Source organism: Collinsella aerofaciens (genome assembly GCF_015555045.1).
In the GTDB taxonomy this organism is placed as follows: domain Bacteria; phylum Actinomycetota; class Coriobacteriia; order Coriobacteriales; family Coriobacteriaceae; genus Collinsella; species Collinsella aerofaciens_W.
Genome location: NZ_JADNJQ010000010.1, coordinates 43481 through 70146, shown reverse-complemented (window position 1 = coordinate 70146; position 26666 = coordinate 43481). Strand labels below are relative to the sequence as shown.

Annotated in this window: 27 protein-coding genes, 1 tRNA gene and 1 pseudogene; 22 read left to right on the top strand and 7 right to left on the bottom strand. The window is 61.3% G+C overall.

The window, feature by feature from the left end:
* The 11 genes and pseudogenes from I2E45_RS05225 to hisE form a co-directional block, all read left to right on the top strand.
* Positions 1 to 189 (top strand): annotated as a pseudogene (locus I2E45_RS05225) (SIS domain-containing protein); the annotation flags it as partial.
* A 73-nt stretch (positions 190 to 262) separates the two neighbouring features.
* Entirely contained in the window at positions 263 to 1099 is an 837-nt protein-coding gene (locus tag I2E45_RS05220; RefSeq protein WP_195444739.1) for a sugar phosphate isomerase/epimerase family protein, read from the top strand.
* Positions 1100 to 1268: 169 nt separating this feature from the next.
* Positions 1269 to 2984, top strand: a complete 1716-nt coding sequence (hisG, locus tag I2E45_RS05215) for an ATP phosphoribosyltransferase (protein WP_195444736.1) — start codon at positions 1269 to 1271, stop codon at positions 2982 to 2984.
* A 105-nt stretch (positions 2985 to 3089) separates the two neighbouring features.
* Positions 3090 to 4511 carry a histidinol dehydrogenase gene (hisD, locus tag I2E45_RS05210; protein ID WP_195444734.1) on the top strand — a complete coding sequence of 474 codons (1422 nt, stop codon included), beginning with the start codon at positions 3090 to 3092 and terminating at the stop codon, positions 4509 to 4511.
* Between the two features lies 1 nt (position 4512).
* Positions 4513 to 5628 (top strand): histidinol-phosphate transaminase, encoded by a 1116-nt coding sequence (gene hisC / locus I2E45_RS05205; protein ID WP_195444733.1) that lies wholly within the window; start codon positions 4513 to 4515, stop codon positions 5626 to 5628.
* Complete coding sequence (gene hisB / locus I2E45_RS05200; protein WP_006235888.1) at positions 5629 to 6216, top strand: imidazoleglycerol-phosphate dehydratase HisB; 588 nt, start codon at positions 5629 to 5631, stop codon at positions 6214 to 6216.
* A gap of 44 nt (positions 6217 to 6260) precedes the next feature.
* Positions 6261 to 6962, top strand: coding sequence for an imidazole glycerol phosphate synthase subunit HisH (locus I2E45_RS05195; RefSeq protein ID WP_195444731.1), 702 nt, complete (start codon positions 6261 to 6263; stop codon positions 6960 to 6962).
* The gene (locus I2E45_RS05190; RefSeq protein ID WP_195444729.1) at positions 6959 to 7702 is read left to right on the top strand and encodes a 1-(5-phosphoribosyl)-5-[(5-phosphoribosylamino)methylideneamino]imidazole-4-carboxamide isomerase; all 744 of its coding nucleotides are present in this window, start codon (positions 6959 to 6961) and stop codon (positions 7700 to 7702) included. Before I2E45_RS05195 ends, I2E45_RS05190 begins: the two co-directional genes overlap by 4 nt.
* A gap of 3 nt (positions 7703 to 7705) precedes the next feature.
* Entirely contained in the window at positions 7706 to 8488 is a 783-nt protein-coding gene (gene hisF, locus I2E45_RS05185) for an imidazole glycerol phosphate synthase subunit HisF (RefSeq protein WP_006235891.1), read from the top strand.
* Positions 8489 to 8635: 147 nt separating this feature from the next.
* Positions 8636 to 8965: a phosphoribosyl-AMP cyclohydrolase gene (hisI, locus tag I2E45_RS05180; RefSeq protein ID WP_229058840.1), complete on the top strand. Its 330-nt coding sequence runs from the start codon at positions 8636 to 8638 to the stop codon at positions 8963 to 8965.
* Positions 8966 to 9011: 46 nt separating this feature from the next.
* Complete coding sequence (hisE, locus tag I2E45_RS05175) at positions 9012 to 9329, top strand: phosphoribosyl-ATP diphosphatase (protein ID WP_148332629.1); 318 nt, start codon at positions 9012 to 9014, stop codon at positions 9327 to 9329.
* Between the two features lie 27 nt (positions 9330 to 9356).
* Here hisE and I2E45_RS05170 read toward each other — a convergent pair whose 3' ends face one another.
* Positions 9357 to 10268: a PHP domain-containing protein gene (locus I2E45_RS05170; RefSeq protein ID WP_195444725.1), complete on the bottom strand. Its 912-nt coding sequence runs from the start codon at positions 10266 to 10268 to the stop codon at positions 9357 to 9359.
* A 301-nt stretch (positions 10269 to 10569) separates the two neighbouring features.
* Here I2E45_RS05170 and larC2 point away from each other — a divergent pair, with 301 nt between their 5' ends.
* From larC2 to I2E45_RS05140, 6 genes are all read left to right on the top strand, one after another.
* Positions 10570 to 11055, top strand: coding sequence for a nickel pincer cofactor biosynthesis protein LarC2 (gene larC2 / locus I2E45_RS05165; protein ID WP_229058839.1), 486 nt, complete (start codon positions 10570 to 10572; stop codon positions 11053 to 11055).
* Between the two features lie 58 nt (positions 11056 to 11113).
* Positions 11114 to 11662: a phosphodiesterase gene (gene yfcE, locus I2E45_RS05160; RefSeq protein ID WP_195444721.1), complete on the top strand. Its 549-nt coding sequence runs from the start codon at positions 11114 to 11116 to the stop codon at positions 11660 to 11662.
* Between the two features lie 2 nt (positions 11663 to 11664).
* Positions 11665 to 12525, top strand: coding sequence for a nucleoside triphosphate pyrophosphohydrolase (gene mazG / locus I2E45_RS05155; RefSeq protein ID WP_195444719.1), 861 nt, complete (start codon positions 11665 to 11667; stop codon positions 12523 to 12525).
* Positions 12526 to 12716: 191 nt separating this feature from the next.
* A complete protein-coding gene (gene eno, locus I2E45_RS05150; protein ID WP_118377254.1) occupies positions 12717 to 14006 on the top strand; it encodes a phosphopyruvate hydratase in 1290 nt (429 codons plus the stop codon).
* 196 nt (positions 14007 to 14202) lie between these two features.
* Complete coding sequence (locus tag I2E45_RS10385) at positions 14203 to 14964, top strand: hypothetical protein (RefSeq protein ID WP_229058838.1); 762 nt, start codon at positions 14203 to 14205, stop codon at positions 14962 to 14964.
* A 20-nt stretch (positions 14965 to 14984) separates the two neighbouring features.
* On the top strand, positions 14985 to 15986 hold the full coding sequence (locus I2E45_RS05140; RefSeq protein ID WP_195444717.1) for a Ppx/GppA phosphatase family protein: 1002 nt from the start codon (positions 14985 to 14987) through the stop codon (positions 15984 to 15986).
* Positions 15987 to 16322: 336 nt separating this feature from the next.
* On the opposite strand, the gene I2E45_RS05135 is transcribed toward I2E45_RS05140, so the two are convergent.
* Both I2E45_RS05135 and I2E45_RS05130 read right to left on the bottom strand, forming a co-directional pair.
* Positions 16323 to 16407 (bottom strand) — tRNA-Leu (locus I2E45_RS05135).
* Between the two features lie 31 nt (positions 16408 to 16438).
* The gene (locus I2E45_RS05130) at positions 16439 to 17062 is read right to left on the bottom strand and encodes a hypothetical protein (protein WP_195444715.1); all 624 of its coding nucleotides are present in this window, start codon (positions 17060 to 17062) and stop codon (positions 16439 to 16441) included.
* Positions 17063 to 17225: 163 nt separating this feature from the next.
* Here I2E45_RS05130 and I2E45_RS05125 point away from each other — a divergent pair, with 163 nt between their 5' ends.
* Together I2E45_RS05125 and I2E45_RS05120 are read left to right on the top strand one after the other, a co-directional pair.
* Positions 17226 to 17513: a PTS sugar transporter subunit IIB gene (locus I2E45_RS05125; RefSeq protein ID WP_195444713.1), complete on the top strand. Its 288-nt coding sequence runs from the start codon at positions 17226 to 17228 to the stop codon at positions 17511 to 17513.
* An 11-nt stretch (positions 17514 to 17524) separates the two neighbouring features.
* Positions 17525 to 17899, top strand: a complete 375-nt coding sequence (locus I2E45_RS05120) for a VOC family protein (RefSeq protein WP_117799843.1) — start codon at positions 17525 to 17527, stop codon at positions 17897 to 17899.
* 75 nt (positions 17900 to 17974) lie between these two features.
* On the opposite strand, the gene I2E45_RS05115 is transcribed toward I2E45_RS05120, so the two are convergent.
* Genes I2E45_RS05115 through I2E45_RS05105 form a run of 3 tightly spaced genes read right to left on the bottom strand, consistent with a single transcriptional unit; the run spans position 17975 to position 20600 of the window.
* Complete coding sequence (locus I2E45_RS05115; RefSeq protein WP_195444711.1) at positions 17975 to 19270, bottom strand: sensor histidine kinase; 1296 nt, start codon at positions 19268 to 19270, stop codon at positions 17975 to 17977.
* Entirely contained in the window at positions 19254 to 20039 is a 786-nt protein-coding gene (locus I2E45_RS05110; protein ID WP_195444709.1) for a response regulator transcription factor, read from the bottom strand. Before I2E45_RS05110 ends, I2E45_RS05115 begins: the two co-directional genes overlap by 17 nt.
* Positions 20040 to 20057: 18 nt before the next feature.
* Complete coding sequence (locus I2E45_RS05105) at positions 20058 to 20600, bottom strand: UBA domain-containing protein (RefSeq protein WP_195444707.1); 543 nt, start codon at positions 20598 to 20600, stop codon at positions 20058 to 20060.
* A gap of 526 nt (positions 20601 to 21126) precedes the next feature.
* Between I2E45_RS05105 and I2E45_RS05100 the strand changes: the two genes are divergently transcribed.
* The gene (locus I2E45_RS05100) at positions 21127 to 21522 is read left to right on the top strand and encodes a (deoxy)nucleoside triphosphate pyrophosphohydrolase (protein ID WP_195444705.1); all 396 of its coding nucleotides are present in this window, start codon (positions 21127 to 21129) and stop codon (positions 21520 to 21522) included.
* Between the two features lie 39 nt (positions 21523 to 21561).
* On the opposite strand, the gene I2E45_RS05095 is transcribed toward I2E45_RS05100, so the two are convergent.
* Positions 21562 to 24438 (bottom strand): DUF3427 domain-containing protein, encoded by a 2877-nt coding sequence (locus tag I2E45_RS05095; RefSeq protein ID WP_195444703.1) that lies wholly within the window; start codon positions 24436 to 24438, stop codon positions 21562 to 21564.
* A gap of 381 nt (positions 24439 to 24819) precedes the next feature.
* On the opposite strand from I2E45_RS05095, the gene I2E45_RS05090 reads away from it, so the two are divergent.
* Together I2E45_RS05090 and I2E45_RS05085 are read left to right on the top strand one after the other, a co-directional pair.
* Positions 24820 to 26115, top strand: coding sequence for an ATP-binding protein (locus tag I2E45_RS05090; RefSeq protein ID WP_229058837.1), 1296 nt, complete (start codon positions 24820 to 24822; stop codon positions 26113 to 26115).
* A 286-nt stretch (positions 26116 to 26401) separates the two neighbouring features.
* Positions 26402 to 26641 (top strand): hypothetical protein, encoded by a 240-nt coding sequence (locus I2E45_RS05085; RefSeq protein ID WP_195444701.1) that lies wholly within the window; start codon positions 26402 to 26404, stop codon positions 26639 to 26641.
* The last annotated feature ends 25 nt before the right edge of the window (positions 26642 to 26666 follow it).

Genomic DNA, 26666 nt, shown 5'->3' with positions numbered 1-26666 from the left:
GGCGACACCGACATCAACATCATCGACACCGCCGAGTTCGCGATCCCCGGCCTTGACGACGAGTTCCGCGTCATCGTCTCCCCGTGGATCCTCTCCTCGCTGATCACCGATCGCCTTGCCGCTTACTACGAGACGGTCACCAAGCACAACCTCAACTACCGTCGCTACTATCACCAGTTCGACTACTAAGAGCAAATAACGTTTGTGTAATCGGGCCTCGCTCCTATATGGAACGGGGCCTCGCTTGGGTTGGAGAGTAATTATGAGCTATCCCCAGCTTGCCGTCATGAATATCAGCCATCGTTATTTTGACCTTGAGGAATTCTTTTCTTCGGCAGCGGCCTCGGGCTACACGTGTTGCGAGCTTTGGACCGGGGCGATGCATCTGTATGTCGATTGCCATGGATACGATTCGCTCGAGCAGGTGCAGGAGCTGTCACAGCGGTATGGGATTCGGATTGTGGGGCTTTGTCCCGAACAGAACAACCCCAAGCCGTGGAATATCGCGGCGCGCGGGAATGAGGCACGCGCCCGCACGCTCGCGTACTTTAAGAACGTTGTGGATATCGCGGCGGAACTTGGAGCCGAGCAGGTCATGGTCTCGAGCGGCTGGGCATTTTTGAACGAGCCGATCGAGGACGCGTGGGGTCGAAGTGCCTCGATGTTGCGTGCGATTGCCGAGCATGCGGGAGAGCGCGGCGTGCGACTGGTGCTCGAGGCCCTACAGCCGGTTGAGTCGATGATCGTGAACTCGGCGGCCGACACGAAGCGCATGATCGAGGCAGTTGATCATCCGGCACTTAAGGCGTGTCTGGATATAGGCGCTATGGCGGTGGCGGGGGATACCATCGACGATTATTTCGATCTGCTTGGCGATGATGTCGCCCACGTGCATTTTGTCGATGTTGCGGCAGATGGCACGACGCATCTTGCCTGGGGTGACGGCGACCGCGATATGCGCGCCGACCTGGATAGGCTGGTGGCGCGCGGCTATCGCGGAGTTGTTTCGGCCGAGACCTATGACTGGCGCTATTTTGCCGACCCCGCAGCTGCCGATGCGCAGGTAATGGCAGAGTATCGTCGTGCGATTGGCGCCTAGGTGGGGTTGGGTTGCGGCAATCTGCCCTATGTTTCCAAATGAATACGGTGTGAGCGGCTACGACGGATTTTCCCCGCAAACACTCTAGTATGCTAAAGTACCCAGAAGACCGGCGGAGCTATGCCGGTCTTCTGCTCTATATGAAACACAGCATGAGGAGGCTCACCAGATGACGGCCACACCGTGGGGATTCCGGGACATATTGCCCGAGGAGGCTCAGGCGCGCGAGGAGATCGCATGTACGGTGAAGGGCTGCTTTAGGGAGCATCATTACCTGCCGGTCGAGACGCCACTGCTCGAGGACAAGGGCTCACTCGAGGAGGGCGGCCGCATTGCGGACACGCCGTTTAAGCTCTTTGACGATGATGGTCGCCTGCTGGTGGTCCGTCCCGACAACACGCTGCCGATCGTTCGCCTGGTTTCGACTCGCATGCGCGCGGCCGATCTGCCGCTGCGCCTGCGCTATGAGGCGCCGGTGGTCCGCGAGTGTCAGCGCAATGCCGGCGGCTCGCGTCAGTTTACGCAACTGGGTTTTGAGCTTATCGGCGCGGGCGATACCGCGGGCGATGTCGAGATTGTCTCGCTCGTGGCCGAGGCCGTGCGCAAGTTGGCGCTGCCCGATGCGCGCATTATCGCAGGTAGCGTGCGTCCGTTTAAGGAGCTGCTTGCGGCGTGCGAGGATCGTGAGCTGGCTGCCGAGGCCCTGCGCTGCGTGCATGCCAACGACTTTGTGGGCCTCGATGCCCGCGTGGCGGTAAGCGTCGAGTCCGATGCCGTCAAGGCCGCCATTAGCGAGCTGCCGCGTCTGCACGGCGGTGCCGAGGTGCTCGACCGCGTGGACGCGCTGCTGGAGGCCGCCGGTATCGTCGCGCCGCTGACGCGCGAGCTGCGTGCCCTGGTCGAGGGCCTGGCACCCGAGGACGCCCAGGTGCTGTCGTTCGACTTCTCTATCATGAACTCTTTCGATTACTACACGGGCCTGGTCTTTAAGGCCTATGCCGGCGGCCTGCCCGATCCGGTGGGCTCGGGCGGTCGCTACGACTCTATCTTTACCGGCGCATTTGGCGACGGTATCGAGGTGCCGGCGGCGGGCTTCGCCTTTTCGCTCGAGCGCCTGGAGGCCGCGCGCACCTCGGCCGAGGACGCCGCTTCCGACGGCGATCACGCTGCGGGCCGTGGCGCCGAGGGCCCGCTGCGCATCGCCGTGCCCAAGGGCTCGCTTAAGGCCGACACGCTCGACGTGCTCGAGGCCGCGGGCTTGGACGTCTCTGAGCTGCGCGACCCCGGCCGTCACCTGATCGTGCGCGGCCGCGACACGCGTGCCGGCGAGGGCACGGTCGGCGATATCGAGTTTGTCATCGTGCGTCCCGGCGACGCGCCCGCCTTTGTGGGCTGCGGCGGTGCCGATTGCGGCATCTGCGGTTGGGACTCGCTTATCGAGGCAGACCTCAACCTGCTGCAGCTGGTCGATCTGGGCTACGGTCTGTGCACCTTTATCGAGGCGGAGCCCGCGTGGCGCGCCGGCCAGGCCGAGCGCAACTATGCCCGCCGCGGGTCGCTTCGCGTGGCCACCAAGTACCCGCGCATCGCGAGCGCCTGGTATGCCGAGCGCGGCGTGAACGCCGACATCGTTTCGCTGCACGGCAACATCGAGCTGGGCCCCATTGTCGGCATGACCGATCGCATCGTGGACATCACCGCCACGGGCGCCACGCTGCGCGACAACGACCTGGTCATCACCGGCCTCATCATGGACTGCACGGCCCGCTTCTTTGTCAATCCGGGTGCTGCGCGCCTGGATCCGCGCGTACGCAATCTGGCAGATCGCCTGGCAGCGGCCGTTAAGGACAAGCATTTTGAGCCCGTCGCGGGCTCAGCACAATAGCGCGAGCGCGCACGGGCGCCCCAATGTCTGGGCTGCGGGCCGACTGGCGCCGCTGCCCAGTCGCTCGTTTTTCGAACACAACCTCGACCGATAGGGGATACCGATATGAAGACCATCAAACTTGCTCCCGGTGAGCGCCTCGTTACCAACCAACTCAACCGTAAGGGCGTGCTGCCGCAAAACATCGTCGACGCCGCCCGCGATATCGTGGCCAACGTGCGCGCCAATGGCGATGCCGCGGTGCGCGACTACTGTCGGCGTTTTGACGGCGTTGAGCTGCAGAGCTTCCGTCTGCCGCAAGAGCAGATCGATGCCGCGCTCGAAGGCCTCGATCCGGCCTTTGTCGCCGCGCTCGAGAAGGCCGCGCGCCAGATTCGCGAGTTCCACCAGCGCGAGGTCGAACAGAGCTGGTTTACCACGCGCCCGGACGGCACGATGCTCGGCGTTAAGGTGACCCCGCTCGCGGCGGCTGGCATCTATGTGCCGGGCGGTCGCGCGCAGTATCCCTCCACGGTGCTCATGAACGCCATTCCCGCCAAGGTTGCCGGCGTCAAGCGCGTGGTTATGGTGACCCCGCCGCAAAAAGACGGCCTGATCAGCCCCTACACGCTCGCCGCAGCAAAGCTCGGCGGCGTGGACGAAATCTATATGGTGGGCGGCGCCCAGGCCGTGGCCGCGCTGGCATACGGTACCGAGAGCATTCCGCGTGTCGATAAAATCACCGGTCCGGGCAACGCTTTTGTTGCCGCTGCCAAGCAGATTGTCTCGGGCGGCGTGGGAATCGACATGGTCGCTGGCCCGTCCGAGGTCTGCGTGCTGGCCGATGCCACGGCCAAGCCCATGGTGGTCGCGGCAGACCTGATGGCCCAGGCCGAGCACGATCCGCTGGCCGCCTGTTATCTGGTGACCTGCGATGGGCAGTTTGCGCGCGAGGTCGAGGCTGGCATCGACATTCTGGTGGCGCAGTCGCCACGCGCCGAAATCACGCGCGCCTCGCTCGACAACGAAGGCACCATCGTGGTGGCCGCCGATATGGCTGCCGCCGTCGAGGCCGTGAACACCGTGGCGCCCGAGCACCTGGAGCTGCACTGCAAGGATGCGATGGGCCTGCTCGGCGGCATTCGCAACGCCGGCGCCATCTTTGTGGGCGCTTGGAGCTCCGAGCCGCTCGGCGATTACGTTGCCGGTCCCAACCACACGCTGCCGACTGGCGGCACGGCCATGTTCTCCAACCCGCTTTCGGTCGAAGAGTTCGTTAAGCGCTCGAGCGTCATTTGCTATACGCCCGAGGGCCTGCTCTCCGACGCTCCCGCCACACAACGTCTGGCCGAGGCCGAGGGCCTGTGGGCGCACGCGCTATCCGCCGCTCTGCGTCGCCGTGTGCTGGAGCAGGGCGAGGATGCCGTGAGTGCCGAGTCTCTGGCTGCGGCCGACCTGACCAAGGTCGCCTGGCCGGGCGACGCCGTGGCGACGGTTGCCAAGGGTGTGGACCTGGCTTCCGCTGGCGCGACCGGCGAGGAGGCCTAACATGGCCGAACTCACGCCGCGCATGAAGGAGCTCGTCCAGCCCTACTTGGCCGGTATCGAACCCTACGATCCCGCCTTTGCGCCCACGCGCATCAATCTTTCGGCCAACGAGAACACCTATCCCGTGCCGGCTGGCGTGCGCAAGGCGGTCGACGCGGCCCTGGCTGCCACGCCGCTCAACCGCTATCCCGACCCCATGTCCAACGACCTGCGCGATGAGCTTGCTGCCTGGCATGGCGTGGCACGTGAGAATATTTGCGTGGGCAACGGCGGCGACGAGCTGCTCTATAACTACCTGCTGGCGTTTGGCGGCGCGGGACGGACCCTGCTCAACTGCCCGCCGTGCTTTAGCGAGTATGCGTTCTTTGCGTCTCTGTGCCAGACCGAGGTGCGCGACGTGTGGCGTGATCCGACGAGCTTTGAGCTCGACCAGGCAGCCATGCTCGCCGCGGCGCCGGAGTGCAACCTAGTGATCGTGACCTCGCCCAACAATCCCACGGGCGACGTGGCGCCGCTCGACTTTGTCGCGGCCCTGTGCGATGCGTGCCCCGGCATGGTAATGGTCGACGAGGCCTACGTGGAGTTTGCCGACGATTCGTTTGGCGCGGCCGCCACGGCGCAGGGGCTTATCGCCGAGCATCCCAACCTGGTGATTCTGCATACGCTGTCCAAGGCGTTTGGCGCCGCCGGCACGCGTCTGGGCTACGTGATCGCGACGCCCGAGGTCATCGACGTGTTCGCGGCGATTCGCCAGATCTATTCGGTCAACGTGCTGAGCCAGGCCGCCGCGCTTGCCTGCGTGCGTGCCCGCGATGCGTACGCACCCGTGGTAGCACAGGTCGCATCCGAGCGGGAGCGCGAACTGTGTGCCCTGCACGCAATGGCTGCCGAGGGTCTGCCCGTGGAGGCGTGGCCGAGCGCGGCGAACTTTGTGCTCGTGCGCACGCCGCATGCCACGCACGTGCGCGAGCGTCTGCGCGACGAGTATTCGATTTTGGTGCGCGACTTTAGCTACGCGCCGGGGCTCGCGGACTGCCTACGCATTACCGTGGGTACCCCGCAGGAAAACGACGAGGTGCTGGCTGCGTTTGCCGCGCTGGTGAAGGAGGAGATGTAGATGGACCGCTATGCCGAGGTGACCCGCAAGACGGGCGAGACCGACATTGTCGTAAAGCTCGACCTGGACGGAAGTGGCGTGTGCGATATCTCGACCGGCGTGCCGTTTTTCGACCACATGCTCAACGCTTTTGGCCGCCATGGTCTGTTCGATCTGACGGTGCACGCGGTGGGCGACGTGGAGGTCGATGCGCACCACACCGTCGAGGACGCGGGTATTGTGCTGGGCGAGGCGTTTTGCCAGGCGCTGGGCGACAAGGCGGGCATTACGCGCTTTGCCGACGCGGCGATCGCCATGGACGAGACACTTGTGATGGCTGCTGTTGATATTTCGGGCCGCGGGCAGGCCTACTGCGAGCTGCCCGTGCCGACCGAGCGCGTGGGCAGCTTCGATACCGAGCTGGCCGTCGAGTTCTTCTACGCCTTTGCGCGTGACGCCAAGCTCACGCTGCACGTGCGCGAGCTGGCGGGCAGCAACTCGCATCACATTATCGAGGCTGCCTTTAAGGCCGTGGGCCGCACGATGCGCCACGCCTGCGAGCTCGATCCCCGCGTGCAGGGCATCCCCAGCACCAAGGGCTCACTGTAACCTGCCAAAAAAGACAGGTTTTGAATGAGATAAGGGAGGGTCGCGTGGGCGAACCGAAGATCGTGGTGGTCGACTACCACAAGGGCAACTTATCGAGTGTTGTGCGCGGGCTTGCGCGCGCCGGTGCCGCCGCCTGCACATCGGACGACCCGGAGCAGATCCGCCGCGCCGACGGCCTGGTCATCCCGGGCGTGGGCGCGTTCTGTGACGCGATCGCCTTTATGCGCCAGAGCGGCGAGGCGGACGCGGTGCTCGATGCCGTCGCCGCCGGAACTCCGCTGCTCGGTATCTGCCTGGGCCTTCAGCTATTTTTTGAGCGCGGCAACGAGGGCGTGCCTGCGGACGAGGGCGCGGTTGCCGATGGCAACACCCCCGAGCAGGCTGGCGGTCCCTGGGTCGATGGCCTGGGTATTATGCGTGGCTCGTGCACGCGCTTGGAATCGAGTCGCCTGAAGGTGCCGCACGTGGGCTGGGACCAGGTGCACATGACGCCCGCCGGTGCGGCCGATCCGCTGCTTACTGGTTTTGCCGAGGGTGCCAACATGTACTTCACCCACAGCTACGCGGTGGCCGACGATGCCGATGCCGCCGATGTGCTGGCGCGCACGCACTATACGCGGAGCTTCCCGTGCATCGTGCGCCACGGCAACGTGTGGGGTTGTCAGTTCCATCCCGAGAAATCCTCCGCGCTGGGGCAGCGTATCCTTAAGAACTTCGTCAACATCGTCGAGGAGGTTGGCCGATGATCCTGTTTCCCGCAATCGATCTGATCGGCGGCAAGGTCGTGCGCCTGGAGCGCGGCGACCGCAGCCGCTGCAAGGTATATTCCGACGACCCCGTGGCAGTCGCCCGCTCGTTTGCCGAGCAGGGTGCGAGCTGGGTGCACGTCGTCGACCTGTCCGCCGCCTTTGGCGAGGACGAGGACGCGCGCGCTGCTAACTCGGCGGCGATTAAGGCCATCTGCGGCGTCGACGGTCTGTCTGTGGACGTGGGCGGCGGCGTCCGCTCGCTCGCGCGCATCGACGAGTTGGCCGGCTACGGTGCGCGTCGCATTGCGCTGGGCACGGTGCTCGTGACCGAGCCGGGTTTTGCCGAGGTGGCGGCCCAAGGCTTTGGCGAGCTGTTGGTGGCAGATATTGCCGCGCGCGACGGCCAGGTCAAGGTGAACGGCTGGCGTGATGGCGCGGGCGTGGCACTCGACGATGCCGTGGCACAGCTTTCCGAGCTGGGCTTTAAGCATCTGGTGTATACCGACATCGCGCGCGATGGCATGCAGACGGGCATCGATGTGGCGGCGTATCGCCATGTGGCCGAGGTCGCGGGTTTTCCCGTCGTGGCTTCGGGCGGCATCTCGGCGCTCGACGACATCCGCGCACTGGCCGCGGTGGGTGAGGGCGCGATTGAAGGTGCCATTACCGGTCGTGCGCTCTACGAGGGCAACTTTACGTTGGCCCAGGCGCTGGCCGCCGCTCGAGGGGAGGAATAGCCCATGCTTACCAAACGCGTGATTCCCTGCTTGGACGTCAAGGATGGCCGTGTGGTCAAAGGCGTCAACTTTGTGAGCTTGCGCGATGCGGGCGATCCGGTGGAGCTGGCGCGCGCCTACGATCGCGAAGGTGCGGACGAGGTCGTCTTCCTGGACATTACCGCCACGAGCGACAACCGTGCGACGACTATCGAGATGGCGGCGCATGCGGCCGAGGAGCTGGCCATTCCCTATACCGTGGGCGGCGGCTTTCGCGACCTGGCGGGCATGCGCACCATGGTTGCCGCCGGTGCCGACAAGGTGTCGCTCAACTCTGCCGCCGTGCGCGATCCATCGCTGATTAGCCAGGCTGCCGCGGCGTTTGGTAGCCAGGCCGTGGTCGTGGCGATCGATGCCAAGCGTGTGGGGCTGCCCGGGGAGCCGGGCGCCGATAAGTGGGAGGTCTTTACGGCGGGCGGTCGCAACGCTACGGGTATCGACGCGGTGGCGTGGGCCGAGGAGGCGGCTCGTCGTGGCGCCGGCGAGATCCTGCTCACCAGCATGGATCGCGACGGCACCAAGGCCGGCTTTGATTTGGCGCTCACCCGCGCCGTGGCGCGCGCGGTGCCGATTCCCGTCATCGCGAGCGGCGGAGTGGGCACGCTCGAGCATTTTGCCGAGGGCGTGATCGAGGGCGAGGCCGACGCCGTGCTGGCGGCGAGCGTCTTTCACTTTGGAACCTTCAGCATTCGCGAAGTCAAAGAGTATATGGCCTCACAGGGCATCCCTGTGAGATTGGACTTCTAATGCTGCGGCTTGTCCAGGTACCGCATCTTGCCGCTCAAACCGTCGCTCGCGTACCAAAGTACGCGTCGCTCCTCTTTCGCGGCAACCTGCGGCACCTGGAGAACCCTCGCCGACCTGTGGGGTTTCGTTTATGACTTGGGAGAAATGATGACTGAGGTAATAGAAGCGTCTGATCTTAAATACGACGCCCGCGGGCTGATTCCTTGTGTGGTTCAGCAGTATGACACCGGCGAGGTGCTTATGGTTGCTTGGATGAACGAGGAATCGGTGGGGCTGACGCTCAAGACCGGTACCACGTGGTTTTGGAGCCGCAGTCGCCAGGAGCTCTGGAACAAGGGCGCGACGAGCGGCAATATGCAAGTGGTCAAGGAGCTCTGGGCCGACTGCGATAGCGATACGCTGCTGGTCAAGGTCGACTCGCCGGGTCCGGCCTGCCACACCGGCAACCGTACCTGCTTCTTTAAGAAACTCGCGTAGGACGGGCGCTCGACTAGGCGCTTGGCCAACCAGAAAGGATTGAACTATGGGTGTGCGCACCGCAAACGTTCAGGATGGAAATATCGGAGAGACGTTGACAGGTCTGGCCGAGGTGATTCACGGTCGTCGTGATGCATCGCCGCAGGAGAGCTATACCGCGCGTCTGCTGACCGACGTCGAGGATGAGCTGCTCAAGAAGCTTGCCGAGGAGTCGAGCGAGGTGATCATGGCCTGCAAGGATAACGATCACGACCACATCCGCTACGAGGCCGGCGACCTGGTCTACCACCTGCTCGTGACGCTTGAGCGCTACGGCATCACCCTCGACGAGCTGGCTGGCGAACTCAACGCCCGCCGCCACTAGTCATTGGGGACGTTCTTAAACGACTAGTTAGGCGAGGGGTGTGGATTCCCATTCGCCGGTGGCGTGGGGGACGTCGAAGGTTCGGTAGCCACAGTCGTAGGCGTGTGCCTGGGCCTCACGGATGTTCCAGCAGATGTCGCAGGCGCGGTGTGCGTCCGAGCCAAAAGTGATCGGCACCTCGGCGTGGGCAAAGCAACGCAGCAATCCGGTCGCGGGATAGTAGTCGTCGAGGCCCTTGCGCGGTGCGGCGGTCGAGACCTCAACGCGGCGGCCCGTATCGTGCGCGCACTCGGCCATCTGCTGCCAAAACGGTGCGGGGTCAAAGTCGGGCGCAAAGCCTTCCTTCGAAAAGCGCATGACCAGGTCGGGGTGAGCCATCACATCAAAGTTGAGCGGGCTCTCGCAGGCGCGGCACCAGTCATCGACATAGCGCTCCCACACGCCGCGCGCGCCTAAGTTATCCCAAACATGCAGGTCGGTGTCATCGTCGATCCAGCCGCAGCGCGAATCGGGCGTATCGGGACGAGCGACGTCCTCCGTCCCCGCCGTCCCCGCGGCGCCTGCCGCAATATCTCCCGGGTTGCCAATCCAATGCACGCTGCCCAGGCGTACGACGGCGCCCTGGGACCAGCGCTCAACCAAAGGCTCGCAGCCCTCGTACCAATCGCATTCAAAGCCATAGATAAAGCTGAGCTCCGGCACAATCTGCGCGGCAAGCTTGCGAGCATCCTCAAAAGCCAGACGATGTACCGGCAGGTCGCCCTCAGTAACCTGCACTTCGCAGTTGGCATCCATGCTGGCGGGCAGGGTGAGATGGTCGGTCGAGACCATGACGCGGCAGCTGGCCGCAGCAGCGGCGCGAACGTTGTCCTCAAACGAGGCATGTCCGTCCGAAAACGAGGTGTGGGTATGGCAATCGACCATCGGGCAAGCAGACATGGCAGCTCCTTTGCGTCAAGCGAATCCGCTCCATTGTAATGGTGTAGCTTTTAACACGCCGGGCACGCCGGAGCTCGAAATCGATTGGAAAGGCTGTGCGGTGCGCGGCGCGGCCTCGCTTGCGCTCTCAAAACATGTACATCAGCCTCCAAAAGCTGCAGAAAATGACATGTTTGGAGGCTGATGTACATGTTTGGATAGGGGCGAGGGCGGCGACGGACGAAAGTCACGCCTGTGCCACGTCCGATGTGCTAGCGTTTGGATGAACAAAACGAGCCCGTGCGGAAAGGAGTCGGACCGTATGCCATGCGATAGCAAATCTCCGCTGTCCCGCGAGACCGATGCGCCCGAGACCATCGTCAAGCTGGAATGCGATATCGACGACGCGTCGCCCGAGGTGCTCGCCTACGCCGCCGACCGCCTGCGCGAGGCCGGTGCGCGCGAGGTGCACTGGCTGCCCCTCTATTGCAAGAAGGGCCGTCCCGGCTGGCAGCTGCAGGTAATCTGTACCCACGAGGATATCGAGCGCCTACAGACGATTATCTTTTTGGAAACCACGACCAATGGCATCCGCCGCCAGGTTATGGAGCGCGTTTGCCTACCACGCCGCTTTGAGCGCGTAACAACGCCATGGGGCGAGGTGTCCGTCAAGGTGGCGACCCTGCCCGACGGTAGTGAGCGTGCGGCGCCCGAGTACGAAGACTGCTCCCGCCTCGCTCGCGAGCATAACGTGCCGCTCCAGCGCGTGATGCAGGCGGCACAAGCCGTGGCACTGCGATTTGAGTAACACGGCCGAGCGACGCGCCGCGCCCGGCCACATCAACCCCATCCGAAAGGAACTTCCCATGAAATACCTTATCGCTTCCGACATCCACGGTTCGGCATATTGGACTGAGCGCCTGGTCGCCGCCATCGAGTCCGAGCAGCCCGACCGCATCGTCCTGCTGGGCGACCTGCTCTATCACGGTCCGCGCAACGACCTGCCGCGCGACTACGCCCCCAAGCGCGTAATCCCGCTGCTCAACGCCCTGGCCGACCGCATCATCGCCGTCCGCGGCAACTGCGATGCCGAGGTCGACCAGATGGTCCTCGACTTCCCCCTCATGGCCGACTACGCCACGCTGTTCGACGAGACCGGTCGCGAGCTGTTCCTGACGCACGGCCACGTCTTTGGCGCCGGCATGCACAACAGCGTCGACCACGCGCCCGCGCTGCCCGAGGGCTCCGCGCTCGTCTACGGCCACACGCACATCAAGGTCAACGAGGAGAGCGCCGCGCACCCGGGCCTGCGGCTCTTCAACCCCGGCAGCGTGAGCATTCCCAAGGACGGCTCGCACAGCTACGGCATCTACGAGGGCGGCGCGTTCCGCCACGTGATCATGGAGGAGGACTAACCATGGCGCAGCACATGGCTCAGCAAAATGCCGAGGGCTCGCGCGATCTGTCCACGCTGGTGGATGCATCGGCCGAGCTGCAGCATCTGGTGCAGACCATTTGGCGCCTGCGTCAGCCCGACGGCTGCCCGTGGGACCGCGAACAGACGCATCAGAGCATCGGCAAGAACATGATTGAGGAAGCCTACGAGGCGCTCGATTGCATCGAGGCCGATGATGCCGCGCATCTGCGCGAGGAGCTGGGCGACGTGCTCATGCAGGTGGTGCTGCATGCGCAGATTGCGGCGGACGCCGGTGAGTTTACGCTGGCCGATGTGGCGCGCGATATCGACGCCAAGCTCATTCGCCGCCACCCACACGTGTTTGGCGATGCGGACGCCGATAACTCCGACGAGGTGCTCAAGATCTGGGACGAGGTTAAGCTTGCCGAGAAGGCTGCCAAGGACAAGGCCGTGGCAGCAGGCGAGGCTGCGCCCGAGGGCCTGCTCGACGGCGTGCCCACGCATCTGCCGGCGCTGATGCAGGCGCAGAAGGTGTCGCGCAAGGCGGCTGCCGTGGGCTTTGAATGGGAGACGGTCCAGGATGTGTGGGACGAGGTAGCAGAGGAGCGTGCCGAGTTTGAGGCCGAGGAGCCCGGCTCGCCCGAGCGCGAGATGGAGTTTGGCGACTTGCTCTTTGCCCTAGTCAACGTTGCGCGCAAAGAGGGGATTGACGCCGAGAGCGCCCTGCGCGCGAGCACGGCCAAGTTCCGTCGCCGCTGGGCCGCAATGGAGCAGATGGCGGCCGATGCCCACGTGGATCTTGCCGAGCTTTCGACCCATGGCCTCAACGACCTCTGGGATGTCGCAAAGGCAGGGGAGTAATAACCGCGGGAGCGACGGGACGGACTTGTCCCATTGCTCCCATTATTTTTATAAAAAGATTGTATCCCTTGGCTAACTTAGGGCATAATGCAAAAAGTGCGACAAGGCTAACTTATGAACCTGCGCGCCGCTGCAGCGTGCAAGCCGTGTCGCCAAGCATTCAATCCGTTTCCAAGTGAGAGGGAGACAACATGAGCGATATTTTGGATGTCTACGGTCGTGAGGTGCTCGACAGCCGCGGCAACCCCACCGTCGAGGTCGAGGTCGTGCTCGAGGACGGCAGCTTCGGCCGCGCGATGGTGCCTTCGGGCGCTTCGACCGGCGCCTTTGAGGCATGCGAGCTGCGCGACGGCGACAAGGGCCGCTATCTGGGCAAGGGCGTTTCGCAGGCCGTCGAGCATGTCAACAACGAGTGCGCTAACGCCGTCGTGGGCCTCGACGCCTTCGACCAGCGCGCCGTCGATGCCGCGCTGATTGCTGCGGACGGTACTCCCAACAAGACCAAGCTCGGTGCCAACGCCATCCTGGGCGTGTCGCTGGCCGTCGCCCGCGCCGCGGCAGAGTCGGCGGGCCTGTCGCTGTACCAGTACCTGGGCGGCGTCAACGCTCATCTGCTGCCCACGCCCATGATGAACATCCTCAACGGCGGTGTGCATGCCGACAATAACGTTGACTTCCAGGAGTTCATGATCATGCCGGTGGGCGCCCCGAGCTTTGCCGAAGGCCTGCGCTGGTGCGCCGAGGTCTACCACACCCTCAAGGGCGTGCTGCACGAGGCCGGCCTGGGCGGCGGCGTGGGCGACGAGGGCGGCTTCGCGCCCAACCTCAAAACCAATGCCGAACCGTTCGAGTACATTACCAAGGCCGTCGAGAAGGCTGGCTTTAAGCCCGGTGTCGACTTCATGTACGCCATGGACCCGGCGTCCACCGAGTTCTACAACGCCGAGACCGGTATGTACGAGCTCAAGGGCGAGGGCGTGGAGTACACGAGCGCCCAGATGGTCGATTACTGGGAGAAGCTCGTCGACACCTACCCCATCATCTCCATCGAGGACGGCATGGCCGAGGAGGACTGGGACGGCTGGGTCGAGCTCACCCGTCGCATTGGCAACAAGGTGCAGCTGGTGGGCGACGACCTGTTCGTCACCAACACCGAGCGCCTCAAGAAGGGTATCGAACTGGGCGCTGCCAACGCGATTCTGGTCAAGGTCAACCAGATCGGCACGCTCACCGAGTCGCTCGAGGCCATCGAAACCGCCAAGGAGGCCGGCTACGCTTGCATCGTGAGCCACCGTTCTGGCGAGACCGAGGACTCCACGATTGCCGACCTGGTCGTGGGCGTCAACGCCGGCCAGATTAAGTCGGGCGCCCCGTGCCGCAGCGACCGTATTGCTAAGTACAACCAGCTCATCCGCATCGAGGACGAGCTCGAGGGCAGCGCGCGCTACGCCGGCAAGACCGCGTTCTACAACATTCGCTAAACAAGTGGTGCTCGCGGGGGCGGGGCTGACTCGGATTCGCCTCGCTTCCGCCGGGCACTGTTGAGCACCATTGGGCGCTGGGCCATATGGCTCAGCGCCTTTTTTATGTCGAGCAAGGGCCGCCGAAGGCGTTGCGCGCGCTCGTGCTATAACTAAAGGACTTAGCGCAAACAAACCTCAACCGCACAAGGCGCACATGGATCAGATTTACGATAACAGGTACTATTCCGCCGGTTCGCGTGAGCCGTCGCCTCGTCGTGCGCGTACCGCGCAGCTTGGCGGGTCTGGTTATGCTGGTGCTGATCGCTCCAGGTATAGCTCGCCGGCGACTTCGCATCCCAATGTTCAGCCAAATAGTTCCTCGGATAGTCCGGTGCGCCCATCGCGTTCCGCGCATGCGTCGCGCCCTTCGACCCAGGCGTCCGACAAGCCGCGCCGTCCCTCAAGCCGTCTTTCGGGTTCGGACTTTATGCACTACGCCAACGACAACGCGGTGATCAAGGCAATCTACGACTTTACCCACGGTCCCCAGCGAGGGCTATTCATCGGCATTGTCGTTGCCCTGGTGCTCGTGAGCCTGTATTTCCCCGTGCGCGACCTGTATGTGGCAAAGCGTTCGAGCGATATCTTGGCCAAGCAGGTCGAGATTCGTCAGCAATACAATGATGAGCTGCAAAAAAGCGTCGACAAGCTGCTCTCGGAGGAGGGTATCAAGGACGCGGCATCCGAGGACTTGGGCCTGGTGATGCCCGGCGAGAAGAGGATTGAAGTGCAGGGCCTGGACGACGATTCGGATTCGTCTTCGAGCAAGAAGTCGTCGAACGCCAAGAAGGCCAGCGAAGTTGCCAAGGAAATCGAAGAAGTCGGTAAGGACGCCCCGTGGTACATCCAGGCGCTCGACATGCTGTTTGGGTTTAACGGTGTCGAGGGCCAGACGGTCGTGTCCAACGGCAAATAGCGCCCGGAGGGGAGCCTGCAATGGCAGATTGCAAACGCTATAAGGTAGCCGCGATCGACCTGGGAACGGTGTCGTCGCGACTGGTGTTGGCCCAGGTCGAGGGCGGGGCGATCGTGGAATCGTCCAAGCATACCGAGATTACCGATCTGGGCGAGGGCGTCGACGCGACAGGTCGCTTTTGCGAGGCGGCTGTCGAGCGCGTGCTCGCTGCGTGCCGGATGTTTGTGGACGAGGCCCGTGCCTTTGGGGCCGTGTGCATCTGCACCACGTGCACGAGCGCCGCGCGCGATGCGTCCAATGCCGCCCTGCTGCTGGACGGCCTGCGTGAGCTGGGGCTCGAACCGCAGGTGATTCCGGGCGAGGTCGAGGCACGCCTGACGTTTTTTGGCGTGGCGCACGACTTTGCCGGCGAGCGCATTATTGTTGCCGATTCGGGTGGCGGATCCACGGAGCTCGCGACGGGCGTCTATGCGCCGGAGCGTGGCGTCTTTGCGCTAGAAGGGACGCGCTCGCTGGACATTGGCTGCCGCCGTGTGACGGAGCGGTTTTTCTCGGCGCTGCCGCCTGCGGACGGCGAGCTTGCTGCCGCTGCCGCATGGGCAAACGAGCAGTTTGCGGGCTACTTTGAGAGTCTGCCTGTCGACTTTGAGCGCGCCGAACGCTTGGTCGCAGTGGGCGGCACGGTGACTACGCTGGTGGCTCTGGTCCACGAGCTGGAGCCGTATGATTCGAGCTTCGTGCACCTGCGCGAGCTTTCGCTGGAGCGGGTCTCGGCCGCTATCGAGCGCATGTCCACGCTGGACGCGGACAGCATCGCCGCGCTACCGGGTGTGCAGCCCAAACGCGCGGGCGTGATCTTGGCTGGCGCCGTGGTAATTCGCGAGCTCATGCGTGCCGGCGGCTACAAGACGCTCACTGTAAGCGAGAACAGCTTACTCGCCGGCATGGCCGCCACCATCAACGAGACTCTCGACGGCGCCGCCCCCACCATCGGCTGGACCCCAGAGCTCAGTACCCTCTAAATAAGTTGCGGTGAAATAGTTCCTAAATGGGCCGGTAAACGGTATAAACAGGATCTATTCCACCGCAGCTTAGAGTCCCACCGGCATCTAAAAGAAACGAGCCCGCATCCCTTGGGGACACAGGCTCGAAAGCTCCATATGGTAGGGGCGGTGGGACGTCCGCGCATTTGCTGCGCAAATACGCACCGGCTTCGGCCGCCTGTCGGCGCCCTCGCCGGCTCGCTACGGACGCTGCGCGTCCGCTTAACGCTCGCCCCCTCGCGGGTTCGAGTCCCACCGGCATCTAAAAGAAGCGAGCCCGCATCCCTGGGGAACACGGGCTCGCAAGCAATCACATGGTAGGGGCGGTGGGACTCGAACCCACAATCCTTGCGGCGAGAGATTTTAAGTCTCCTGCGTATGCCAATTCCGCCACGCCCCCGTGAGACTAGAAGTCTAGCACAAGCCGTCCGTTACGCGTTGACGGCCATCGAGTGTTGGCCCGACTTCTCCAGGAACTCCTGGAACTTGGCTTCGTCGCCTTTGTTCTTGTACTGCAGGGCCAACAGGTACTCCAAGCGGCAACTCTTAACCTTATCGTCGCCGGCCTCCTCGAGCATGCGCTCCAGCTCGGGAATGTCGTTGTGGCGCTTGAGGATCATCGTGTCGTACATCAGCTGGCACTCGTGCGCGACTGCCTCGGCCTGACCGCCCTCAAAGCCCTTGATCTCGTGCAGGAGCTCCTTGGACTTTTTGCGGTCCTCCTGGCCAACGTAGTAGTTAAAGGCCTTAATGACCAGGTCGACGCGCTGCATCTTGGGCAGGTTGAGTCCCAGCAGCAGGTCGAACATCTCGCTGGCGCGCTCGTGGTCCTCGCGCAGCAGATAGGAGTTCAGGCGCAGGTAGTCGCGGTTGTAGCGCGGGTACAGCATGCTGGTGAGTTTGCCGTCGAGCAAACGATCGAACTCGTCCCACTGCTTGGCGGCCATGAGCTGCTGCAGGCGCTTAAACGTGGTGCGTTTTTTGACGCTAAAGAACACCGACACGGCGATGCAGATGATAACGACGGCGGTCCAGAGTGTGCGGGAATCGGGCATATTAGGGTCCTTAGTCGCTCATAAAGCGAGCGGTATGACAACACGTACTGGATGTATTATACGCAGCGCGCAAGCAAACTGGCATAAAAGCTCATCGAGGCCGAGTGACATCGCTCGCTGCGGTACACTTACCTAAAGTAAACCATGAAGGGAGACATTACCTATGAAGAAGATCGTTTTGGCTTGCGGTGCTGGCGCTGCTACTTCCACGCTCGTTGCCCAGAAGGTCGCCACCCTGCTCGACGCCAACGGTTATGCCGGCAAGTATGAGATCGTGCAGTGCGCCATCTCCGAGGCCAAGGATTACTGCGACGAGGGCGCTGACCTGCTGATCGCCACCACCGTTGCCCCCGAGGGTCTCACCTGCCCGTACGTGAGCGGCGTGCCCTTCATGACCGGCATGAACCGCGTCGCTGCCGAGAAGGCCGTCCTCGGCGTCATGGCTCAGTAGGCGCTGACTGCATGAGTGAGCAGAACGCCAATCCGGTCGAGCTCTTTGGCATGCGCGTTGCCCATGTGGGCATTAACGCCACCGACCCGGCAGACGCCTTGGAGATCGCGGAGCTGTTCTCGACGATGATGGGCCTGCCCGTCATCGAGACCCCGGTTTCGTACTTCAATGATTCGCTGGTCGAGGTCATGAAGCAGAACGGTCGAGGCGCTAAGGGCCACATCGGCTTTGCCGTCAACGACATCGATGCGGCCGAGAAGTGGTTTGCCGAGCGCGGGCTCGAGGTCAACGAGGAGTCGCGCGTGCTGCTGCCCGACGGCGGCACCAAACTCGTGTACTTTAAGCGCGAGTTCGCCGGCTTCGCCGTGCACCTGTGCCGCGAGTAGCGCACAAGCTGCTATAGCTAACAAAAAGGGATAGAGCCGCGTGGCCCTATCCCTTTATTTATGCCGAGGGGCTTCCTACCGTGGCAGGCGAATCGTAAAGCGGCTGCCGACACCCTCGACCGAGGTCACGCCAATGACACCGCCATGGCTATCGACGATCCACTTGGCAATGGCAAGCCCCAGACCCGAGCCCTGCGCGCCGGCATCGCGCGCGTTGTCGGCGCGGTAGAACCGCTCGAACGCGTGGGCTGCGGATTCCTGGTTCATGCCGATGCCCTCGTCCTCAACACTTATGTCGATCGCACCCGTGCCCGCATCGGGCGTTATGCCAAACGTGACGGTCGTTCCCGCACCCGAGTACTTGGCAGCGTTTTGCACGATCACGCGCAGAGCCTGCTTCACGAGCGCCACGTCGACAGATGCGTCGCAGCGCGGGTCGTTGGCAAGCGTGGTGTCGTACGCCAGCCGATACGTGTGCTCGGTATCGATCATCTGCGATTCCTCGCATACCTCGCCGACCAATGCGGCCAGGTTGGTATTCGCGCGCCGCAGGACCGTGCGCCCGGCATCGCCGCGCGCCAAAAACAGCAGCTGCTCCACGAGCTCCTGCATGTGCTCGCTTTCGGCTTTAAGGGACGCGATGGATTCCGTCAGCACGTCCGGGTCGTCTTTGCCCCAGCGGTCGAGCATGTTTACGTAGCCCTGAATCACCGCGATGGGCGTGCGCAGCTCGTGGCTTGCATCGTTGACAAAGCGCATCTGCTGCAGCTTGGCCTCTTGCATCTGGCGCAGCAGGCGGTTGAGTGCGACCTCGATGCTTGCCAGGTCGGCGTCGCCGGTGGTGACGCTCGGCGAGTCGACGCTTGCGCGCTCGATGGCCTGCTCCAGCGTTTCCATCTTGCCGCCGGAGAGCTGCATGCGGCCGAGCTCGTCCACGCGCAAGGCCAGGTCGTTGAGCGGCGCCATGGTGCGGCGCACGCGCCTCGCGCCGCCGAGCATGTTGAGCACGCTGATGACCTGCCAACCCACAACGACAAGGTAGAGAGGCCATAGCGTGACGAGGTCCTGCGCGAGGGGGAAGGTCTTGCTGGTGCGCGCAAGCTCGACGGTATAGGTGAGCGTTGCCAGGTCCCAGCCGCGCGCGGGCGTCAGCGACATGCCGCGAACGGTGGCGCCGGGAATCCAGCCTGCGGTAAACGCGTCGTCGGGCAGCGTCTGGTTGTATCCATAGACGAGGATCGCCGCCGCAATCACCATCAGCAGCAGATCGAGCCAGACGTAGCCCATCAGGCGGCGCCACATATAGCTCCAGTTGATGGCACGGGCGATGGAGGTGACGCGCTTGGCCTCGGCGTTACGCGCGGCAGACATAGCCCACCCCGCGCACGGTCTGGATGATGCGGGCGCCACCGGCGTCTTCGATCTTGGCGCGCAGATGCGCGATGTGCACGTCGACGTTGTTGGTGTCGCCCACGTATTCGTAGCCCAGCGCCTCGTGCGCGATGCGCTCGCGTGTGAGCACGGTCTCGGCATGCGTCATAAGCAGGGCGAGGACGTCGAACTCGCGGGCCGTGAGTGCGATGGGCGAGCCGCCGACCGTGACTTCGCGGCGGTCGGGATCGAGCGCAACCGAGTCAACGGTAAGCGCGGCGGGGGAGGGCGTGGCAGCGGTCTGGGCCGTGTCGGTTGCCGGGGACATTGCGGCGATACCGGCGGCCGTGCCGATCGCTACGCCAGCCCCGGCACCGGCGCTGCCAACGCCCGAAGCCGCCCGCGCGGCCTCCGAGCGCTTCAGCGCCACGCGGATCCGTGCGAACAGCTCCTCGATCGCGAATGGCTTGGTCAGGTAATCGTCGGCGCCGGCATCGAGCCCGGCAACCTTATCCATCACGGCATCGCGCGCGGTGACCATGATCACCGGCACATCCTTGTGCTTGCGCACGCGCCGCAGCACCTCCATGCCGTTGAGCTGCGGCAGCAGCACGTCGAGCAGAATCAGATCGTAGTCGCGCTCCAGCGCCAGGTCTACGGCGGTGCGGCCGTCGGCGGCGTGCTCCACCTGGTAGCCCTCGTGCTCCAGCTCGAGCGTCACAAAGCGGGCGATTTTCTCCTCGTCCTCTACGATCAGGATTCGTGCCATACGTGCCCCCGTCTGCGATTACTTGTCGTCGTTGAGATTTTGCTTGATGTCGTCCGCGGCGTCGGCGGCGTGATCCATAAGGTTGTTGATGCTGCCGGGCACGTCTCCGTCGCTGTCGATGCGGTAGCGCATGCCAAAGAACAGGCCAATCAACATCAGCCATATCGTGGCGCCCCAGGCAAACAGCGCGACGATGGGGATCAGGATGGGAATGTTGAGGATGATCGCATCGCGGCGCGTGGCGATAAACTTGGTGTCCAGGCTCAGGCGGAAGAGCTTTTTGAGGTACTCCCACACGCCGTCCATCTTCTTGGAGAAGTCGGTCTTTTCGCTCGACTTCTCGTAGGCGGCCTGCGCGGCGACCATCTCGGCTGAGGGCTCATCGACTGGCGCGGACTCGGTGGCGGCGTGCGCCGACGTGGTCTGCGTCTTGCCCTGCGACTCGAGCCAAATGATGGCGTCCAAAACGTTGCCGTCGGCGGCGTCGAGCGCGGCCTTGGCATCGGTGTAGCTCACGTTGCACTTGGTGCGGATGGTTTCAACTTTTTCGAGGTCGTCCATGACCTGTCCTTTCGTTCGATGGGCGCGACGCCGGGCGATCTGCCCGGGCGCGAGCGTTGCGTTCGGCGGTCTGCGTTGCGCCGCCCCGCCCTTGGTCGAACTCTATAGTGCAGGTTATAGATTAAGCGATTCTTGAGCCAAGATTAATGTTGGATGAGTTTTTGGGTGGCAGTGGGGAAGGAAGAGGTGTCCTTCTGGGTAGCTAGCAGCGAGGTCTAATACTTTTCCGAGAAGTGAACGAGCTAAAACGGACCCCCGAAGCATCGACACTTTAAGGACATCGTTTCCTGCGGTTTCGATACTGGAATCCTGCGATCTTGCCGACGAAAAATGTGGATGCTTCAGGGGTCCTAAAACAGACGTTCACTTCGCGGAAAAGTATTAGACCTCGATAGCGAGGGATGGTGAGCCGGTAGCAAGTCGGCGTCAAGGGTTGGTCGAGCAGGCGGTTTTCAGGCGACTGGGACATGGCGGGCGGCCGATCGCCTATACTGGTTGGGCTCAACTGGAGAGGTGATAACTAGTTATGAAATCAATCAATGTTGCAGCAGCGATTATTCAGAAGGACGGAAAAATCCTGAGCTGCCAGCGCGGCTATGGTGAGTTTAAAGACGGCTGGGAATTTCCGGGTGGCAAGCTCGAGCCGGGCGAGACCGGCGAGCAGGCAATCGTGCGCGAGATTCAAGAAGAGCTCGAGGTCACGATCGGTAACCTCGACTATCTTTGCACGGTCGAGCATGATTACGCGACGTTTCACCTGTCGATGCAGTGCTATCTAGCTAACATCCTTTCGGGGGAGTTCAAAGAGCACGCTCACGAGGATATGAAATGGCTTGATACCAATAACCTGTGGGATGTCGATTGGCTTCCGGCAGACGTTAAAGTCGTTAGGGAGCTCGAAAAGAAACTCGGGCTTAAGTAAGAAAGGGGCGGGCGTCACATGGCGGCCCGCTCCTATTTGTTACTCGGCTTCGCTCAAATCGCTGAGCATAAACTCGTAAATGTCTTGCCTCACGGGTGCATTGAGCTCATATTCGATTTCGACGGCGTTGTCGCCGCTCTTAGTTTTAATAGCTTCGAACTCGCCGGTCGGATGCATTTCGCCTAAGAAATAGAACTCCTTACCGCCCTTATCGTCCTTGTTCTTTCGCATAAACAAATACGTCTTCAGGCCGTTTCCCGGCCATGCCTGCAGTCGCAAAATCTCGGGGGAGTTGAGCGTGCGGTTGCCCTTCGAGATTGCGATGAGCTTGCTCGGCGAAACAAAGCGGTCTTCATACTGAATTGACTCACTAATGTCGGGAGCCTTGTCATAGTTAATAAACACGGGGAATGTATTGGTCTTCTCATCGTAGAAGTATCCGCCAAGGTTTTGGCCGTTGATGTTCTTTTGCCAGTTCATCAGACGGCAAACCTCCTCGTACGTGTACTTGGCGTTGAGAACGAAATTTGTGTTTTCGTACGTCTCGGCATAGTCGAGTCGGTTGCGCTCAATACCAAAATCCAGCACCTCGAGAATCTGACGCTTGAACTCTGCGTTGCGCAGGGCGGTCGCAAACGCTTCGGTCAGACGAGGTCCGCATCCATCGTCAATAAGCAGGGAAACGAAATCCTTAGGAGTGGCAAAGTCGCCCTTAAGGACTGCGATTGCCGACCTAACGGCGCTGTCCTTAAGCTGTGCGCGGTAGTTCCTAAGCGCAGCCTCGCGCATATGCCAGTAGCCCTCGTGTCCGGCTTCGACGAGCGTTTGAAGCAAATAGAGGTCTTCGAATCGCTTGCCCGCGGCAAGTTTTTGAGAAATAAATTTGAGAATCTTGGTCTGATCAGAGGTAAATTGAACCGTGTAGTCCGGCTCGTATTTGGAAAGAAATGCGTGGTAGGACCCCAGGCCGCTATTCTTGAAGATAAGCAGTGGATCGATGGAGCCGTTACGATCAAATTCGAGCAGCGAGGGAATCTTGCCGAGTTTTTGGCGCAAGTCGAGATATTCGTTTTTCAAAAACCTGACGGAGGTGAAATCGCCGCCGTCGATGGCCTTGTAAATGCGTGCCTCAGAAATACGATCGAAGCTCACGGTCGAGCATCCGGGTATCGCCGAATCGCCCTCTTGGACGAGACGACGCAGGCGATCTTTGTTGTATGTCTTGTCACCCGAAAGTGCGATGGGCACCAGGAAGTTGCTCTGGTAATTGCCAATAAAGTCGAGTACCAGAGCGTATTCCTTGCCATCATTCAGGCGCAAACCTCGTCCGAGCTGTTGAATAAAGATGATTGCGGAGTCGGTGCGTCGAAGCATGATGATCTGATTGAGCGAGGGGATGTCGACGCCTTCGTTCATGATATCGACCGAGAAGATGTACTCGAGCTCGCCGGCTTCAAGCCGGCTGATAGCGGCATCGCGGACTTCATCGGGATCTTGACCGCTAATCGCAGTCGTTCGATATCCGAAAGCGTTGAATTTGTGTGACAGTTCTTTGGCCTCGGCGTTTCGATTGCAGAAAATTAAGCCCCTGCGGTTGCTTTTGGTGACGCTATATTCTTCGATCTTCTCGGTGATATGACGCACGCGCTCGTCGGATGTTAGGCGTCCGAACAAGGCGGTATCTTCGACCGTTTCGTCGTCGATCTCCAGATCGTGAATGCCAAAATAATGAAAGGGGGCTAGCATCTCCTCGGCCAAAGCGTCCTGCAGTGTGATCTGGAACGCGATGACGTGATTGAAAAGGGCAAAGACGTCGTAGCCGTCGGTGCGATTAGGCGTAGCGGTCATGCCCAGATAAAACCGAGGCGTGAAGTGCGACATGATGGATTGGTAACCCTGGGATCCCGTGCGGTGGGCCTCGTCGATGACGATGTAGTCGAACTCATCGGGACGGAAATCGCTCAGATGTTTGGCGACCGAAGAACACATGGCAAACACGCAGGTAGCATTGCTTATATTCTTGCCAGTTTGATAGGTGTCGAACGTATAGTTACTACCTAAGAGGCGTTCGTAGCTTGCACGGGAGGCGTCGATAATGCGCCGGCGGTGCGCAAGAAAGAGGACGCGCCGGGGTTTAGTTGCGAGCACGTCGAACGCCGAAAGGAAGGTCTTGCCGGTGCCGGTTGCCGAGACCAACAGGGCGCGGGTCTCGCCCTTGCGGTGGATTACACCGAGCGCCTCAAGGGCGCGCTGCTGCATTTTATTGGGCTTGATTTCTTCGAGGTCATTCTGCGCCGGCATTTCCGCAGATTTGAATGTCGGTTTCGATTTGGGCTTTGGCGGACGTGCCGATCGATATGCGGCATAGTTCTCAATCCAGTCTTGGGAAAGCAAAACGGTTGAGGTATCGTTCCACAACGAATTGAACTCGCCCCTCAGTTCGTTGAGTAGGCGGCTGTTCTCGACAGTCTGGTACAGCACATTCCATTCTTTATTGCAGGTGAGAGCGGTCTGCGTCATGTTGGAGCTGCCGACGATGACCGTGCTGGTTTCGCCCTTATCAAAAATGTATCCCTTGGCATGCAAATTACCCTGGAATACGCGAACTTCCATGTTGTCGTATTCCAGGAGCTTGCGAAAGACATCGGGTGAGTTGAAGTTGAGATAGGTGGACGTGAGCAGCCTGCCCTTAATGCCACGCTGCTTGAGCTCCTGGAACGTCTCGACCAGGATTTGAAGGCCGCCGTCTGCAACAAACGCTACGCAAAAGTCAAAAGAGCCGCAGGCTGAGAGCTGCTCCTTGATAACGGATAGTAGTGTTCCGCCTGCCGCCTTCGAGTTGGCGATGAGCTTGGGTGAATCGTTCTCGCGTGTAAGCGAGTCGAATTCAATATCAATCTGTCGCTGCGTAGTCATCCCGGCAAACCTTTCGAAAGACTATGTTGGCGCCAGGATAACAGATCGATCGTTCGTGTTTTGAGCGCATGTGATTTTTAGACTATCGGCTACTCAAGTTTGTGGCTGCGGCCTTGGCGCCGTGTCTTGCCGGGCTTCTCTCTATCTATGTGTATGTGTTTTTGTCTTATAGGTTGCTGGGAGAAGTCCTGCCCCCAAGATTCCGCGCATGCCATGGCTCCGTGTCGGCCATGTGGCAAGCTGCTTGTCATGGCCTCGCCGGAATCCGACTGCAAATGGCCACGGACGGATATGCAGGTTCTTGTCGCTACGTGAGAAAAACTTGCAAAATTCGCAAGTTCTTGTCATTCTGTGAGAAAAACTTGCAGATTGGGGCGAGCGATGGATAAACGGATGGTTCCCAGAAATCGATATCTCGAGAAGTTAATCGCCTTCCGTGACACGGATGTCATCAAGGTCGTAACGGGTATGCGTCGTTGTGGCAAGTCGACACTTCTGGACATGATGCGGAAACATTTGGAGGATAACGGCGTTCCATCCGAGTGCCTTTTGACCTTTAAGATGGAGTCATTTGAGCTGGAGGGCGTGCGTGATTGGCGAGAGCTTTACCGCCACGTCGACGGCCTAATGCCTGCGGGCAAGAGGTGCTATCTCTTCTTCGACGAGCTTCAGGAGGTTGCCGGATGGGAGAAGGCGATTAACGCACTTCGTGTCGACCGGGACTGCGATATATATGTTACGGGTTCGAATGCTTTTCTCCTCTCGTCAGAGATTGCGACCTTAATCTCGGGCAGGTATGTCGAGATTCGGATGCATCCGCTCGCTTTTTCGGAATATGTCGACTTTCTTGGTCCGACTGACGTCACGAATAGGCTTGCTGTTTTTGGCCGGGAGGATATTGTTGCACTCGACGATCTTCTTGACCGCTATCTGACGTTTGGAGGCCTGCCGTTCCTCGCTGCTTCAAAGCTGCCGGAGCAGGAAATGAGGGACTATATCTGGAGCACATACCAGACAATCGTCGGGCGCGATATTTTGGCTCGCGAAGCCCGTCGGGGCAGACGGTCGGTGACGAGCAGGAGTGTGCTCGATCGCGTCACTTCCTACTTGGCTGATAACATTTCAAACCCGACATCAATTAATAAGATCGTTGGAACGCTGGCAGAGAACGGGGCGAAATCCTCACACGGCGTCGTGGACACTTGTGTGTCCGCCCTTGAGGAGACCTATATCTTTTCGCACGCGCGCCGATTTGATATTAAGGGTCGGGATATTTTGAAGACCGGCGGCAAGTTCTACATTGAGGATCTGGGACTTCGAGCCTTCTTGGATGGGTATCGCGGCAGCGACAGTGGGCGTGTTCTCGAAAATGCCATTTACAATCGCCTTGTCTATGACGGATACCAGGTCTTCACGGGTCATCTTCGAGATGCTGAAATCGACTTTGTTGCGATCGGCGACGGCTCGGATCGTAAGTTTATTCAGGTCACGGAGTCGATTGACGAGGAGGCGACGCGCAAGCGTGAATTGCGTCCATTTGAGCTCAGGTCGCTCGAGAAGATCACCGGCGGTTACGAGAAGATCATCATTGTTCGCCGGGGAAGCCATCCGACCGACATTGACGGCATCAAAATCGTTTCCGCAGTCGATTTCTTAATGGGTAGGCTTGGGGCTTAGAGCGTTTGGAGCACGTCTGTTTCCTATGCCTAGCGACATTGCCGCAGCTCGTGACGCCGCCGGCTCCTTCCTTTCCGTCAAGCGGCGCCAACTCAGCTGATCCGTTGGGGACGGAGGAAAGCGGATTATTTTCGGTGCGCCGCAGGTGATACGAATCCTGCGGCGCGCTGTTTTTTGCGCGGGGGCTTTCAGCTGTGTCCGCACGACATGTGACACTTACCCTGTCGCCCTGCTCTGCCGCGGCGGCATGTACCTGAACAACGACCCTCTAAGGAGTTCGATTTTGATGAGTGACAACACCAAGCATCTCGCAAAGAAATGCGTCAAGGACGCGGGGCCGTGCCTCGCGTTGTGCCTTGCCGGCGCAGCGGTCGCGCTGCTGGCTGTTCTGGGGCCGTTCGACGTGCTCCGAAGTGTCAGCTCTCTGCACGTTTGCATGGCCCTTGCCGGCGCCATGATAACCGGCGGCGTGCTCGATCTGATTTTTTGGGTGCTTGACCCGTTTGGATGGAAAAATGAAGGGTAAGCCCTAAGGGATGGATGCCCCGCAG

Excerpts from the sequence above, each read along its gene's own strand:
- I2E45_RS05220 (WP_195444739.1), top strand. The coding sequence starts at position 263 with ATGAGCTATCCCCAGCTTGCCGTCATGAATATCAGCCATCGTTATTTT.
- hisG (WP_195444736.1), top strand. The coding sequence starts at position 1,269 with ATGACGGCCACACCGTGGGGATTCCGGGACATATTGCCCGAGGAGGCT.
- hisD (WP_195444734.1), top strand. The coding sequence starts at position 3,090 with ATGAAGACCATCAAACTTGCTCCCGGTGAGCGCCTCGTTACCAACCAA.
- hisC (WP_195444733.1), top strand. The coding sequence starts at position 4,513 with ATGGCCGAACTCACGCCGCGCATGAAGGAGCTCGTCCAGCCCTACTTG.
- hisB (WP_006235888.1), top strand. The coding sequence starts at position 5,629 with ATGGACCGCTATGCCGAGGTGACCCGCAAGACGGGCGAGACCGACATT.
- I2E45_RS05190 (WP_195444729.1), top strand. The coding sequence starts at position 6,959 with ATGATCCTGTTTCCCGCAATCGATCTGATCGGCGGCAAGGTCGTGCGC.
- hisF (WP_006235891.1), top strand. The coding sequence starts at position 7,706 with ATGCTTACCAAACGCGTGATTCCCTGCTTGGACGTCAAGGATGGCCGT.
- hisI (WP_229058840.1), top strand. The coding sequence starts at position 8,636 with ATGACTGAGGTAATAGAAGCGTCTGATCTTAAATACGACGCCCGCGGG.
- hisE (WP_148332629.1), top strand. The coding sequence starts at position 9,012 with ATGGGTGTGCGCACCGCAAACGTTCAGGATGGAAATATCGGAGAGACG.
- I2E45_RS05170 (WP_195444725.1), bottom strand. The coding sequence starts at position 10,268 with ATGTCTGCTTGCCCGATGGTCGATTGCCATACCCACACCTCGTTTTCG.
- larC2 (WP_229058839.1), top strand. The coding sequence starts at position 10,570 with ATGCCATGCGATAGCAAATCTCCGCTGTCCCGCGAGACCGATGCGCCC.
- yfcE (WP_195444721.1), top strand. The coding sequence starts at position 11,114 with ATGAAATACCTTATCGCTTCCGACATCCACGGTTCGGCATATTGGACT.
- mazG (WP_195444719.1), top strand. The coding sequence starts at position 11,665 with ATGGCGCAGCACATGGCTCAGCAAAATGCCGAGGGCTCGCGCGATCTG.
- eno (WP_118377254.1), top strand. The coding sequence starts at position 12,717 with ATGAGCGATATTTTGGATGTCTACGGTCGTGAGGTGCTCGACAGCCGC.
- I2E45_RS10385 (WP_229058838.1), top strand. The coding sequence starts at position 14,203 with ATGGATCAGATTTACGATAACAGGTACTATTCCGCCGGTTCGCGTGAG.
- I2E45_RS05140 (WP_195444717.1), top strand. The coding sequence starts at position 14,985 with ATGGCAGATTGCAAACGCTATAAGGTAGCCGCGATCGACCTGGGAACG.
- I2E45_RS05130 (WP_195444715.1), bottom strand. The coding sequence starts at position 17,062 with ATGCCCGATTCCCGCACACTCTGGACCGCCGTCGTTATCATCTGCATC.
- I2E45_RS05125 (WP_195444713.1), top strand. The coding sequence starts at position 17,226 with ATGAAGAAGATCGTTTTGGCTTGCGGTGCTGGCGCTGCTACTTCCACG.
- I2E45_RS05120 (WP_117799843.1), top strand. The coding sequence starts at position 17,525 with ATGAGTGAGCAGAACGCCAATCCGGTCGAGCTCTTTGGCATGCGCGTT.
- I2E45_RS05115 (WP_195444711.1), bottom strand. The coding sequence starts at position 19,270 with ATGTCTGCCGCGCGTAACGCCGAGGCCAAGCGCGTCACCTCCATCGCC.
- I2E45_RS05110 (WP_195444709.1), bottom strand. The coding sequence starts at position 20,039 with ATGGCACGAATCCTGATCGTAGAGGACGAGGAGAAAATCGCCCGCTTT.
- I2E45_RS05105 (WP_195444707.1), bottom strand. The coding sequence starts at position 20,600 with ATGGACGACCTCGAAAAAGTTGAAACCATCCGCACCAAGTGCAACGTG.
- I2E45_RS05100 (WP_195444705.1), top strand. The coding sequence starts at position 21,127 with ATGAAATCAATCAATGTTGCAGCAGCGATTATTCAGAAGGACGGAAAA.
- I2E45_RS05095 (WP_195444703.1), bottom strand. The coding sequence starts at position 24,438 with ATGACTACGCAGCGACAGATTGATATTGAATTCGACTCGCTTACACGC.
- I2E45_RS05090 (WP_229058837.1), top strand. The coding sequence starts at position 24,820 with ATGGATAAACGGATGGTTCCCAGAAATCGATATCTCGAGAAGTTAATC.
- I2E45_RS05085 (WP_195444701.1), top strand. The coding sequence starts at position 26,402 with ATGAGTGACAACACCAAGCATCTCGCAAAGAAATGCGTCAAGGACGCG.